Below are 12798 nucleotides of genomic sequence, written 5' to 3' on the forward strand. Positions count from 1 at the left end.
TTCATTTTACAAAAATATAAATTTTAATGCTTAGTCCAGAAATGCTTCATTCAGTGTCACCCCAAAGTTATGGGCAATCGCACGCAGGTTATCATCTGTAATTGTCTGGAGAATTTTCCCTTGTCCTGCAGAAAGAACCTTCACATAGATTTCTGCGCTTTTTTCAATAGTATGTGCCAAACCAAAGGCAGTATCAAAATCTGGTTCGGAAACAAACAGCCCATGATGTGCCCATACCGCGGCATCGTAGGTTTTCATTTTTTCACTGGTTGCCAGTGCAATTTCGCGCCCGCCGGGTACCATCCAAGGCACAACACTGACTCCAGCTGGAAACACAACCGGGCATTCGGTTGCACTCTGCCACAGGGCACGTGTGAAATCACGGTCAGTCAGCGGCAGCAGGTAAGTCAGTACAATTACATTGGTTGCATGACAGTGATAAATAATGCGGTTTATGCCGTTGGTACTCTCTTTGCGGACACTATGATTTAAAAAATGTGTAGGAAACTCACTGGTCGGTTTTGCGCCATTTTCCAACCCCCAGACAATGCGGAAACTGTCCCCGGCAGCGTTAATTTCCACAATGCCAATGTTTGCGGCCGGATTCAAAACTACATTGCGCAGGTATTTGCCGCTGCCAGTTGTAACGAAGTATTCCCCTGCAAGATTCTGCGCCTGCACGTCCATCTTTACCCACTCACGCGGGGGGGGCAAAAAACGGCCGGGCGGCGGTTGCCTCCTCCTCTGTCATACGATAGGTTAGATTGCCGCCGTTGCGCTCGTGCCAACCCTGAAGCCAGCCGTCGCTGCACATACGTATATAGCCCTGCATGAACTTTAAATCTGTAATTTCCATATTGCACATCCTCGCTGTGATATCAATTTTTTACAGCCGTTTCAACTGTACATCCTTTTCGTAGTGCTCAATTTGAGCAAACCACCTTTCATCCCCCGGAACTCCCTGACGACGGCAGTATTCTTCCCACACGTCTGAAAGGGGCATCATTTTTGCCTGCTCCATCAGCATCATCTTCTTGGTAAAGTTTCCTTCATCCTGCAGACGCTTCATCTCCTCATCTGGCTGAAGAAGTGCATTGAGCAGTGCTTCCTCAAATGCCCGCGTACCGATAACCCACGCTGCCACACGGTTAATGGAGGCATCAAAAAAGTCCAGACCAACCAGTACTTTGTCCAGTGCGCCGCAGCGGACGATTTCTTTGCAGATTTCCTGTATCTCATCCGTATAATTCACCACATGGTCGCTGTCCCAGTGTACCGGACGGGTAACGTGCAGCGGCACCTTGTCAAAAAAGCAAAGCAGCGCCGGAATCTTGTCACTAATATACTCAGACGGATGAAAATGTCCCGCATCCAGAAGATTGTAAACACCGGGATGCTGTGCCGCATAACTCATGTAAAACTCATTGGAACCGGCAGTATAAGACTCCACGCCAATGGCAAAGAATTTACTTTCCACAGAATCGATGACGTGCGGGCAGGATTCTGCAAAAATTTCATCCAATGCTGCTTTCAGCCGCATACGCGGGCCAAAGCGGTCAGCAGGCACGTCCTTAAAACCGTCTGGAATCCAAACATTGTTTAAAACCTGATCGTTTAATTCTTCACCAATACGTTCCGCAATACGGCGGGAAGCAATGCAATGATCGATCCAGAACCGGCGCACAGTTTTGTCGGGACTGGAAAGTGTCAATCCGTCCTTTACCATAGGATGACTGAAAACAGTGGGATTAAAATCAATGCCCAGATGATTTTCTTTTGCAAACTGCACCCACGGGGCGAAATGCTTGTATTCAATTTTGTTGCGGTCCACCCATGAATTTTCCGGTTTGAAAACAGCGTAGCAGGCGTGCAGGTTGATTCTCTTTTTCCCCGGAATCAGGCTTGCGGCTTTCAGGAAGTCCGCTTTCAGCTCCTCAAAGCTGCGGGCACGGCCGGGATAGTTTCCAGTCGTCTGGATGCCATTGCCGGCGCCGCCGTCCTTATTGTCAAAGCCAACAACATCATCACCCTGCCAGCAATGAATACTGATGGCTTTGGCTGCACAGACTTTCAGGGCTTTTTCCGTATCTACACCGAGTGCGGCGTAACGGGTTTTTGCTTCTGTATAACTCATAAACAGACTCCTTCTTTGATTCTTGTATAACTTCTCTTTTCCTGCACGGGTGCAAAGCACTGAATTTTAAAACTGCTGCACACAGCTGCGCGTGCTTCCCGCAGAGAACAGTATTCTCCTGCCGCAATCATCTGCACCATCAGGTTTCCCAGTGCAGTTCCCTCCACCGGTCCGGCAAAGACCGGCAAGCCTGCTGCATCTGCGGTCAGCTGGTTTAAATAAGCATCTTTGCATCCGCCGCCCACAATGTATATGCTGCTGTAGTCTTTTTGTGCCAACTGCTGAAGCTGATGAATACTGTCCGCATAGCACGCCGCCAAGCTACGGTAAACGCAGCGCATGATGTCATTCACCGTTTCCGGCGCAGGCTGCCCGGAAGTACGGCAAACCTCCTGTACGGCTGCAGTCATACTTTCCGGCGCAAGGAATCGCTCATCATCCACGTCAACAATACCGCAGTAATCAGATGCTTCCGCAGCAGCAGCCAACTCATCAAAGCTCCATTTTTTGCCCGTATTACTGCTTTGGCTGCCATTTTTCTGTACATAAGAAACACCGTTCAGCTCCCGCCGGATGGATTGGATCATCCACAAGCCCATAATATTTTTTAAATAACGGAAGCGGTACCATGCGCCACCCTCATTTGTGAAATTTGCCTTGCGGGATGCTTCCGTTGTAACAGGCTCTGAATTCTCAACACCCAACAGACTCCATGTGCCTGAAGAAATAAATACCGAATGTTCATCCTTCGTTGGTACTGCCAAAAATGCTGAACCGGTGTCGTGCGTAGCAGGCAGTACAACTGTACAATTAAAGCCGACCTGCTGCTGCACCTCCTCAGTTAAGGAACCGACGCAGGTACCCGGTACAGCAAGCGAACCAAAAATTTTCTCCGGCAGACCAAACTGAAAAAGCAGCTGTGCATCCCACGTTTTTGTATGGGCATTTACCAAACCGGTACTGGTAGCATTCGTGTACTCATTCTGCAGTTTACCGGTCAGGCAGAAATTAAAGTATTCCGGCAGCATTACGAAATGTGCCGCCTGATGTAGCTGCTCCGGATGCTCCCTTTTTTGTGCTAAAAGCTGATAAAGCGTATTAAACGGCTGCTTCTGAATACCTGTTCTGGCATAAAGTTCCTGCGGTTTGACCAGTGCTTCCGCATACTTTTCCATACCTGCGGTACGCTTGTCACGGTAGGCCACCGCATCCCCAAGCAGTTCTTTCTTTTCGTTCAATAGCACGTAGTCAACCGCCCAAGTGTCTATGCCCAAACTGACCGGCACTTTCCCAAGCAGCCGGCACTGCTTCATACCTGTAAGAATGTGCTGGCGCAGTGCCGGCAGATTCCAGCAGTCGTGACCGTTCTGCCGAATCTGCGTGTTATCAAAGCGGTAAATCTCCTCAAGCAGCATCCGGCCGTTCTCCACATGGCCAAGAATGTGCCGCCCACTGGAAGCACCGATGTCCACCGCCAAATAATAGGTTTGCATATGAGACTCCTTTTTGCTAAAATAGGATTGCAAGTGCAGAGCCGTTCCTCTGCTGTGTTTACGAGTATAACATGGGATTTCATGAATATCCATTCATTAAATTCTTCTGTTTTTTTGTAAAATTCTACTTTTCATGGAGGCGTATAAATGCTTTCCTGCAATCTGGATTTAGAACCACACAGTGTCTGGCTGCGCACAACACCGGGTGCAGCAGCGTTAGCGCAACCCTACCGCTGTACAGAAGCAGGGCTGTTTTACGGCGGCGCACGCTTCTCAACCGCGCGTACGGAAAAAAATAGTTATATTCTGTTTTTTACGCTGAAAGGTGCCGGGCTGATTGAGCAGGGTGAAACCACCCTGCTGCTGCCGCCCGGTCAGGCACTGCTGCTGAACTGCCGCCAACCCCAGAGTTACTGCACTGCGCCGGAGCACGGCTGCTGGCACCATTACTGGGCACATATTGACGGGAGCGGTGTGCAGGCAGTGGAAAAGATATTAAATCCGCATCATATCACTGCTGTACCACTTTCTGAGCTGACCGCGCGTGAGCCCTTTGAGCAGCTGCTTTCCTGTATTACCAGTGAAACAATGCCTTCCATACTCCGGCAAAGTCTGGCTGTTCACACAATTCTCTCAACGATGGCAGTACAGTCTTTGGAGAATGATGCGGCCGCCTCAAATCGTGCGTTGGTTCAGCAAGCAGCGGAACATATACGTGCTTACTATGCTAAACCGCTTTCACTGGACAGGCTGGTTGCTGATGCACACATCAGCAAGTCTTATTTTCTGCGGCTGTTCCGGCAGTACATCGGCACAACACCTTACAATTTTCTGCTGTGCTGCCGCATTACCCGTGCAAAAGAACTTTTGGTAACGACCGACCTGCCTGTGGGTGAAGTTGCACGCAGCACCGGATTTGTAAACGAAGCAAACTTTTCCACGAGATTCTCCGCCATGGCAAAGCAAAGCCCCCTGCAGTACCGCAGAGCAGCACGGCGGGGGAACTGATTACATCAGTTTGTTTTTTTGGACAAATCTCTTATCAAGGATTCCTGTAAAATGAATTAAGCAGCTTGCTGAAGTAACGACTGTATGGAATTCTGACCGGGGTATGCTCGGAAAACAGATCAGTCCTCTGTATATTCATGAGATACGGACTCGGAATGTGGGGGCTAAGCATTAAAACAAAGAATGGTGAAAATCGTATGTTTTATTGTATAAGCAAAAAGCTTCCGGCGAAAATTCTTCGGAAACTTTTATTCAGTTGTAAGTGTCAAGCTAGGCGGCATATCGAAAAAAGTTGAAAAAAAGTGAGACACTGAATCTAATCACTGAAAGGTTCCAAATGAGTCTTTGGGACAAGGTTGAAACGGTTGATGCAACGGAAAAATTTGTGATTACTTGGCAAAGACCAGCGTATGACCGAATTGACACGTATCAGCTCCAGACCCCGCAAGTGCCTTGGCTGGAAAACTCTCATGGAATTTTTTTACACGAACTGGCGTTCCCGCTAACAATTCATTTTTTTGAAAAAGCTTAAAGTATTGCATATTTATTCCGAGTGTGATATGATAGCAAAAGTAGAAATAAAAAGAAAATAGCAAACCAATCCAAAGATTGGGACGCAAAGCCACGGGTCTAAGGTAAAAGCTACGACAGCCGGGTTGCCATGTATACGGGTAGTTTCGAAGGAGTCATGGCATTTTTGTGGCTCCTTTTTTGTATGCTCATACAAATTTCCATTTAATTTGGAAAAACTGTTCAAATTTAGCTTCATCGTTTTTGTGAATTATTAAAACTATATAAATGAAAATTGCCAACAATTTGTCAGGAAATTCATGGGACTTTTTATCTACCGCTTTCATTTAATTTTGAAAAATGGTTTTTTAATCATTTTAATACAATTTCAAAAAGTGAGGATTTGAAGAATGGGTACATTTAATTTTTCGATTGCAGGAAACGTAATGAAGGTAAGTCTTTCCGGGAATTTCGATAAGCCGACGGTAGCGAGCTTTGTGTCCCGCTATAAAACGGAAGTTGCAAAAATTAATCCCTCAACTTGCGAACTTGCAATTGAAATTTCACAGATGCAAGTGCAAACTGCAGACATGCAGGATACTCTGCAGGCATGCTTCAAGCTGTATGGCTCTACTGGCTTTAAGAAAATTAAAATGAATTGTGGGGATAATGTTGTGCTTGCCATGCAGGCACGCAGAATTGCAAAGTCATGCGGCCTTACAAATGTGGAAGTTAAATAAATCATCTTACGGGAGCAAGTTTGCTCCTGTTTTTTTATTCGGTAGGAAGTAGAAAGGACTGAAGTAAAACGTATGATTCCTATTAAAATTAAGGAGATTTCTGTTTGTCATGGCAACAAAGTGGTCGACAACACACCTTATCTGGAACACTTCAAAAAGCAGGGTAAAGATGTGGAGCATTTCTTGCATGATGTAATCGGCAGAGATAAGCGGTATTTATTTGACAGCGAAGAGGATAACAGCCTGACTTACGGGATTTTGGCAGCGAAGGATGTGCTGAAAAAAACGGGATACAGCGGTTCTGATATGGATCTTATCGTTTTTTGCAGTCAGCTTCCCGAGTATATTGCGCCGCCGTGCTGCATGCACATTCACCACGCAATCGGTGGAAAAAGCGAATGCATTTGTTACGATATGAACGTGAATTGCGCCGGTATGACAATTGCACTGGAACAAGTCAGTAAATACATGTCCGTAACACCATCTGTAAATAAGGCGCTGATTGTTGGGTGCGATTACATTAATATGACGGTTGACCCTAACAGCGAGTACACCTATGGACACTACGGAGATGCTTCGTGTGCGTACGTTCTGGAAAAGACAGAGGAGCCATGCGGGCTGATTGACTCTGTTTACGATATGAAATCCGAAGAACACAACAATATTCTATTCCCCGGCTGCGGTTTTTCAAAGCTTTTTAAAGTGAAAGATCCGGCGGAACTGCGCCTGCGGTGGATTCCGTTCGACAGCAACGTTCCCAAAACGGCGACGGAAGGAATTATTAAAATTCTGAAACGAAATAACCTGCAGGTGTCAGACGTGAAAATGTTCTGCCTTTCCCAGTATGTTTACAAAAATATTGAAATAATCCGCGAGATACTTGGTGTGGAAGCTTCGCAAAGCCTGTACATTGGCGACGAGTACGGTTACACCGGCACCACCAGCCCGTTCATTGTACTTTACGAGGCAATTGAACGCGGAATGGTGAAACGTGGAGACAAAATTGTTTTTTGGACGGTTGGCGCAGGAGCAGAAAATATTACTGTACTGTACCAGTACTAATCAATAAATGGCGTTTAAGCTGGGTATACAGGAGGTAGAAAATGCATTTCACAGAACAAACTATCGGTGCGTTTATGGATGAGAAGTGCAGGGAGTATCGAAATAAAGAAGCTTTGGTGTTCCCGGATGGCCAGGAAAGGTATTCTTTTGAGGCATTTCAAAAACTCTATGAGGATATTGCAAAGGGATTGCTGTATTTGGGAGTCAAAAATGGTGATCATATTGCACTGCTGTCCCTGAACTCTCCCTTGTGGATTGCACTGCAAATTGCAGCGGCAAAAATCGGCGCTGTTTTGGTCTGCATCAATACAGGTTACATAAAAGAAGAATTAGAGTACGTACTGCGCCATTCCGAGGCAACAACCCTGCTCATGATGGAATCTTTTAAGAAAAATTCTTTTTTTAACTCCCTTTCTGAAATTTGCCCTGAACTTTCAACGGCTCAACCCGGGACCCTTTGCAGTGCCAGCCTGCCGAATCTTAAAAATGTGGTGATGTTGGACAACTGCGTGAAAAACGGTACGTTTTCCATAAATGACGTACTTGGCATGGCTGCGCAGGTAACAGATGCTACGCTTCAAAAAGCTTCCGATAGGGTGCATTGCAAAGATATTACGAATATCTATTACACTTCTGGAACAACCGGTAAGCCCAAAGCAGTCATGCTTAACCACTTTGTTATTCTGAACAACGCGCTGCAGTCCGGCAGGCAGCTGGGGTACACCGGAAAGGACCGCCTGCTGCTCTGCCTGCCGTTGTTCCATGTTATTGGGTATGTGCTGAGTGCGTTTTCCTGCTTGCTTGTGGGGGCGACGGTTGTGATTGCCCCAAGGTTTGAAACCGAAAAAATGCTTGCCTACATTGCGCAGGAAAAGTGCACGGTGCTTAACGGCGTGCCAACCATGTTTAAGTTAATGCTGGACTGCAAAAATTTCGATCAGTATGATTTAACCAGTATATCCAATGGGTTTATTGCCGGTTCCTGCTGCAGTCCGGAACTAATTGCACGAATCAATCGTACCTTTGGAATGCATCTTTTAAACGTATATGGCCAAACGGAAGCGATTGCCATTTGTCAGACAAAGGCAACAGATGATGACAGCGTACGTGCAACGACCGTTGGACAACCGATTCCGGGAATTGTTGCCCACATTGTAGACCCACAGTCCGGTGAAGAACTGTTTGATGAGCAGGAAGGCGAACTTTGTATGGACACAGTTTACCTGATGGACGGTTACTATAAAAATGAAGAAGCAACACGCAAAACGATTGATGAGCGGAGATGGCTGCACACTGGTGACCTTGCATCGATTGATCCAAACGGTTATGTGTGCATCAAGGGCCGTATTAAGGACATTATTATTCGCGGTGGGGAAAATATTGCCCCTGCGGAGATTGAGGCAGTTATCAAAGAGTTAGACTCGGTAGAAGAGGCCGCAGTTATTGGGATACCCGATGAAGTGATGGGAGAAGAAATTTGTGCATTTGTTATTTTGAAGCAGGACAAATCGCTTTCATCAGATGTAATTCGGTCACATGTGCAGGCACGGCTGGCAAAGTTTAAGGTACCTAAGCACATTGTGTATGCGCAGGAATTTCCGGTCACTTCCAGTGGAAAAGTCCAAAAATATCTTTTGCGGAAGCAATTTTTAAAACAAGCGGAGCTCTTACAGGAAACTGCAGTTTAAAGAAATCCAAAAATTCCAAAAGGCACCTAAAGCACTGCGACAAAAACCGCGGCTTAGGCGCCTTTTTCTTGTAGTAAGAAAACTCCCCGGTGATGCCAGACTGAGGTGCCCCCAAAATCAGGCAATATTTCAAAGTGAAAATTGTTCAAGCAGCTGAAATGGCTTATTCCTGTGCAAAGTGGATCGGATCAGAGATAACGGGCGGAAATAAAGGGCTCTATCGCAAAGTATCACGATATCACTCAGCCTGCCGCCGCTTTTCAAGCAGTGTAAGGCTCATCTTTGTTTGAATACGTTCATTATTATAAAAATCGATATACTCATCAATGAGTTGCCGTGCTTCGAAAAGTGTAAGAGATTTTTAGCCAAAGCAGTGAGTTTTAGCCGCAAAATTGCACAATCGCAGCAGGCGTACAAGCATCTGCAAATAACTATTCAGCATGCGGAGCAGGAGCAGGAACGGCCTTTTGCATATAAAGTAGCCTGTACTTTGAAGTTAAGAAATGTGAATAACTAAAAAAAGAGTGCGCAAAATCAGTTTAAAATGGATTTGCACACTCTTATATTAGATTTAGCTCATTCCAATTTACTTTCAGTAATCTATTTAATATTGCGCCGATAAAGAAGCTAAGATACTGTTTTTCAATATCTTATGTACAGTTGCAGCACTGGATACAGCCGTTACACACAAAATTACGGCAATACACAAGAGCGTAAGCGGCAATACTGCACTCAGCCAAATATTCAGTAAAGGAACATACCAATAATGCTGTATGAGCAGCATACATGGAACCGTTGCTGCACAAAATCCAAACGCACATCCAACGCCAATACTTTTTAAACTATCTTTTATCAAATTTCTTTGCAGTCGGCCAGGCTCCGTGCCCACTGCACACAACAGCGCATAGGTATGCAAATTAGATTTTAGCTTAATCCGATTCAGCGCGGTAACAGCGGCCAGCGTAATCGCCACAAGCGCGATTGTGAGCGCATATATCGGCCATTTTTCTTGGTTTGCTTTCTGTTTCCATCCTGCAATGCTTTCTTCTCTGTCTGTGATTCCCATTCCTTTGGAAGAAGCCGCAATTCTATGAATCAAAGCAGCTGCTCTTGCGCTGGATGCGGCATCGTTCGGATGCGCACGGTTTGCGCAGACTTGAAAGTAGCGAAGTTGTGAGTCAGCGGAAATTACAGCTTCAGCAGACATCACAATGCACGGGCTGTTTTTTGTCCCATAACGGAAGGCACTAGGACTTCCAAACACGTTCTGCGGCAAAATAAAGGAATCTTGTACTGTGACCGCAAAATCTTTATGGCTGCCTTTTCCGTTCAGCTTTTCTGTTGTGGAGCCCTCCGGAATAATTGGAACAGAAACGGTAAAAGTATCCCCTTTTTGAAAATCTGTTCCCAAGGAAAAAACATTTTTTCCTTGTACAAACGTATCCAACTCGGCTTCTGTAAAGGTTTGATGATTCGCTTGCAAAAGTTTTTTCATAGTATCACGGTCTACCGCAACAATGGATGGGTTTGTAATTAAAACATCTTGCTCTGTATACCCAAAATTCAGCTTTGTTTGTTTATCCTCTTTTGTGTATGCAGGATTATTATCCTGATTATTATCCTTTTCAAATGTATGCTGTTTCATTAATTTGTCCAAAAGCGGCGTGGAATGACCCTTTTGTATACGTATGAATGCAGGCATAACTGTATTGTCAATATAGGCACACTGTACATCTAAGTCAGGGCTCTTGCGCAATTCTGTAAGCTTTTGTGCTGACATTCCCAAATCTCTTGGAAAGTTGGCACCCATAAGTTGTGGGAAACACGCTCCCTGTTCCACATACACCTGATAATCCATTGTCCCCATTCCCTGAACCGCGCCATAAAAATGCGTAGCTGCAGCTGTTTCACCGGAGAAAGTGCCGAACTCCAAAATTAGAACACAGCCCAAACAGAGAACGGTTAGTGCTGTCATTCGGCCGTACGAGGATTTTCGGTATAACTTTGTCCACAGTTGTGAAAAAGTTTGTGCAGCAGAAGCTCTTTTCTGTTTCCTTTTTTTGCTTCGTTTTTTACATTTTTGCAGGCCATGTGCCTGTAATAAGAAGATAAGGACACTGACTGTTAACATCAGTCCCAGCGGCACCAGCGGCATCCACCAAGAAACAGAAAACAGCAGTGTGGTTCCCCATCCTTTGGCGATAGCCAGAATAAGTGCAAGAATTCCGAAGGATAGCGGAAGGCTGAACACCCAAGCAATAACCGTCAACAAGCCAGCCTGCATTAAAAACTGGGTGCGCAGTTCTTTTCCCGTCAGTCCGACTTTCTGCAGCGTCTTTGTAAATTTTTCGCGGCTCTGCAGTGTTACGTGCGCCAACACCCACGTGCCGAAAACCGTAAGGAGCAGAAAAAAACCGCCAATAAATAACGTTACATTCGCGGTAGAGCGGTCAAGCTGCTGTGTGTAGTCTTTTGCACGAAAACTTTCCATATTATATAAGAAAATATCTCCATATTCAGTTCTTTCTAATTCCTCTCTATAAAAGACATGCGTAGCAATCGTGTTTTCTGAAACAGAGCCGGTTAAAACGGATGGCAATTCCGGGTCTGTTGTGGGAGCATTCGGTCTTTGCACTAAATTATCTTGTACAATTTTTCTCCAATGGTCAGCATAATCATACAGAATTCCCGTGAGTGTATATGTTTCTGTTTGCACCGACTGCTTGTTTTTTAATTTTAATGTAACTTTCTCTCCAACCTTTGCATTTAGGTTTAGTCGGTAGTAAGCATCTTTGTCAAGGGCAATTTCATGCGCATCTGTTGGAAAACGGCCTTCCTGCACACGCACCGCACGCAGTTTTCGCGCATTTTCATCCATGTAACCAATGTAAACCGCATCTGCTGCATCACTGGTTTGAACTTGCGCCTGAACAGAAACAATGCCATTTCCCTCTGCTTCCAATTTTGCACGGTCACTGTTCACCTTATCCATATTCGCAAAAATTGTTTGTCCGCCAAAGGAGCCGTATTCATTATAAGCTGCCTGTTCATTGGTCGCGTGAAAGCACTGCGTTAAGAATAGCATGGTAAGGACTGCAGAAGCAAATAATGTAAGAACCAGTACGGCACCAAGCTGCTGACGAAAGTGCCGTTTCATGTACCTCTTTGTTAGAAACAGATTGCCGTTCATGAAAGGTCACCGCCCACCTGACCGTCCTTTATTGTAAGAACACGCGGGAAGCGCTGCGCAATTTTTGCATCATGTGTCACCACCAAAAGCGTAATACTCCATTTTTCGGATAATGCAAATAAATAGTCCATGACCTCCTGACTGTTTTTACTGTCCAAGTTTCCAGTAGGCTCATCACAAAACAGTACATCCGGATGATGAATGAGTGCTCGCGCAATCGCGGCGCGCTGCTGCTGTCCACCGGATAGTTCATCCGGGTAATGTGCAATTCTATCTTGCAAGCCAAGTGCTTCTGCAATCTCTGAAAAAAAGGGAGCTTCTTTTTTCTGTCCATCTAATAAAAGCGGCACCAGAATGTTTTCTTCGGCAGTCAGTTCCGGAATCAAGTTGTACGCCTGAAAAACAAAGCCAATGTGCCGCCTGCGAAACCGCGCGAGGTCATCTGCTTTCATATGGTATAAATCATCTTCACCGTACCGCACCGTTCCACCGGTCGGTGTGTCCAAACCACCCAGTAGGTTCAGCAATGTGCTTTTCCCCGAGCCGCTTGCACCAATGATTGCTGCTTTTTCTCCCGGCTGAAATGTTAGGGATGTTGGAAGCAGTGCATGAACCACCGTTTCTCCTTCCCCATAGTCCCGGTAAATTTCTTCGGTTAATATTTTCATAGCTGCCTCCAATAGATCCCTATAAATTTTCCTCTTTTTATACTTTATTATATTGCGGGAATCTTACAAAAAGCTGACTGATTTATTACAAATACCTTACGAAAACAAAAAATTGAAACAAGGTTCTGTTGTTTTACCCCTACGGCACTTGTATGCCGTCCATCAAAACAATGTTGTAAATCATCTGCTTGCAAGCAGTTGCTCGCCGCTGACAAAAATATCCAGCGTGCGGCATTTGACCAGGGACAGCCTGTTGAACATGAAAATGACCTGTACTTTAAGGTGTGAAAACGATCAATTTTCAT

9 protein-coding genes, 2 pseudogenes and 1 riboswitch are annotated in these 12798 nt (G+C 45.4%); of the genes and pseudogenes, 5 read left to right on the plus strand and 6 right to left on the minus strand.

Features of this window, described 5'->3' with window-relative positions:
* Window positions 1-30 precede the first annotated feature (30 nt).
* From rhaD to rhaB, 3 genes and pseudogenes are all read right to left on the minus strand, one after another.
* A pseudogene (gene rhaD / locus H6X83_RS10200) lies at window positions 31-856 on the minus strand (rhamnulose-1-phosphate aldolase).
* A 30-nt stretch (window positions 857-886) separates the two neighbouring features.
* A complete protein-coding gene (locus tag H6X83_RS10205; protein ID WP_212506380.1) occupies window positions 887-2134 on the minus strand; it encodes an L-rhamnose isomerase in 1248 nt (415 codons plus the stop codon).
* The gene (gene rhaB, locus H6X83_RS10210; RefSeq protein ID WP_212506381.1) at window positions 2131-3627 is read right to left on the minus strand and encodes a rhamnulokinase; all 1497 of its coding nucleotides are present in this window, start codon (window positions 3625-3627) and stop codon (window positions 2131-2133) included. Before rhaB ends, H6X83_RS10205 begins: the two co-directional genes overlap by 4 nt.
* Window positions 3628-3774: 147 nt before the next feature.
* Here rhaB and H6X83_RS10215 point away from each other — a divergent pair, with 147 nt between their 5' ends.
* From H6X83_RS10215 to H6X83_RS10235, 5 genes are all read left to right on the plus strand, one after another.
* Complete coding sequence (locus tag H6X83_RS10215; RefSeq protein WP_212506382.1) at window positions 3775-4635, plus strand: AraC family transcriptional regulator; 861 nt, start codon at window positions 3775-3777, stop codon at window positions 4633-4635.
* A 292-nt stretch (window positions 4636-4927) separates the two neighbouring features.
* Window positions 4928-5167, plus strand: a complete 240-nt coding sequence (locus H6X83_RS10220; protein WP_212506383.1) for a hypothetical protein — start codon at window positions 4928-4930, stop codon at window positions 5165-5167.
* Between the two features lie 49 nt (window positions 5168-5216).
* A riboswitch (cyclic di-GMP riboswitch) is annotated at window positions 5217-5299 on the plus strand.
* Window positions 5300-5555: 256 nt separating this feature from the next.
* The gene (locus tag H6X83_RS10225; RefSeq protein WP_212506384.1) at window positions 5556-5885 is read left to right on the plus strand and encodes a hypothetical protein; all 330 of its coding nucleotides are present in this window, start codon (window positions 5556-5558) and stop codon (window positions 5883-5885) included.
* A gap of 72 nt (window positions 5886-5957) precedes the next feature.
* Window positions 5958-6947, plus strand: a complete 990-nt coding sequence (locus H6X83_RS10230) for a 3-oxoacyl-[acyl-carrier-protein] synthase III C-terminal domain-containing protein (protein ID WP_246419188.1) — start codon at window positions 5958-5960, stop codon at window positions 6945-6947.
* A 41-nt stretch (window positions 6948-6988) separates the two neighbouring features.
* Complete coding sequence (locus tag H6X83_RS10235; RefSeq protein WP_212506385.1) at window positions 6989-8635, plus strand: AMP-binding protein; 1647 nt, start codon at window positions 6989-6991, stop codon at window positions 8633-8635.
* Window positions 8636-8873: 238 nt separating this feature from the next.
* On the opposite strand, the pseudogene H6X83_RS14815 reads toward H6X83_RS10235, so the two are convergent.
* From H6X83_RS14815 to H6X83_RS10250, 3 genes and pseudogenes are all read right to left on the minus strand, one after another.
* Window positions 8874-8981, minus strand: a pseudogene (locus H6X83_RS14815) (IS3 family transposase); the annotation flags it as partial.
* 258 nt (window positions 8982-9239) lie between these two features.
* Window positions 9240-11825: an FtsX-like permease family protein gene (locus H6X83_RS10245; protein WP_212506386.1), complete on the minus strand. Its 2586-nt coding sequence runs from the start codon at window positions 11823-11825 to the stop codon at window positions 9240-9242.
* The gene (locus H6X83_RS10250) at window positions 11822-12493 is read right to left on the minus strand and encodes an ABC transporter ATP-binding protein (protein WP_212506387.1); all 672 of its coding nucleotides are present in this window, start codon (window positions 12491-12493) and stop codon (window positions 11822-11824) included. Before H6X83_RS10250 ends, H6X83_RS10245 begins: the two co-directional genes overlap by 4 nt.
* Window positions 12494-12798 lie beyond the last annotated feature (305 nt).

It is taken from the genome of Caproicibacterium amylolyticum (assembly GCF_014467055.1).
GTDB classification, from domain to species: domain Bacteria; phylum Bacillota; class Clostridia; order Oscillospirales; family Acutalibacteraceae; genus Caproicibacterium; species Caproicibacterium amylolyticum.

Excerpts from the sequence above, each read along its gene's own strand:
- H6X83_RS10205 (WP_212506380.1), bottom strand. The coding sequence starts at position 2,134 with ATGAGTTATACAGAAGCAAAAACCCGTTACGCCGCACTCGGTGTAGAT.
- rhaB (WP_212506381.1), bottom strand. The coding sequence starts at position 3,627 with ATGCAAACCTATTATTTGGCGGTGGACATCGGTGCTTCCAGTGGGCGG.
- H6X83_RS10215 (WP_212506382.1), top strand. The coding sequence starts at position 3,775 with ATGCTTTCCTGCAATCTGGATTTAGAACCACACAGTGTCTGGCTGCGC.
- H6X83_RS10225 (WP_212506384.1), top strand. The coding sequence starts at position 5,556 with ATGGGTACATTTAATTTTTCGATTGCAGGAAACGTAATGAAGGTAAGT.
- H6X83_RS10230 (WP_246419188.1), top strand. The coding sequence starts at position 5,958 with ATGATTCCTATTAAAATTAAGGAGATTTCTGTTTGTCATGGCAACAAA.
- H6X83_RS10235 (WP_212506385.1), top strand. The coding sequence starts at position 6,989 with ATGCATTTCACAGAACAAACTATCGGTGCGTTTATGGATGAGAAGTGC.
- H6X83_RS10245 (WP_212506386.1), bottom strand. The coding sequence starts at position 11,825 with ATGAACGGCAATCTGTTTCTAACAAAGAGGTACATGAAACGGCACTTT.
- H6X83_RS10250 (WP_212506387.1), bottom strand. The coding sequence starts at position 12,493 with ATGAAAATATTAACCGAAGAAATTTACCGGGACTATGGGGAAGGAGAA.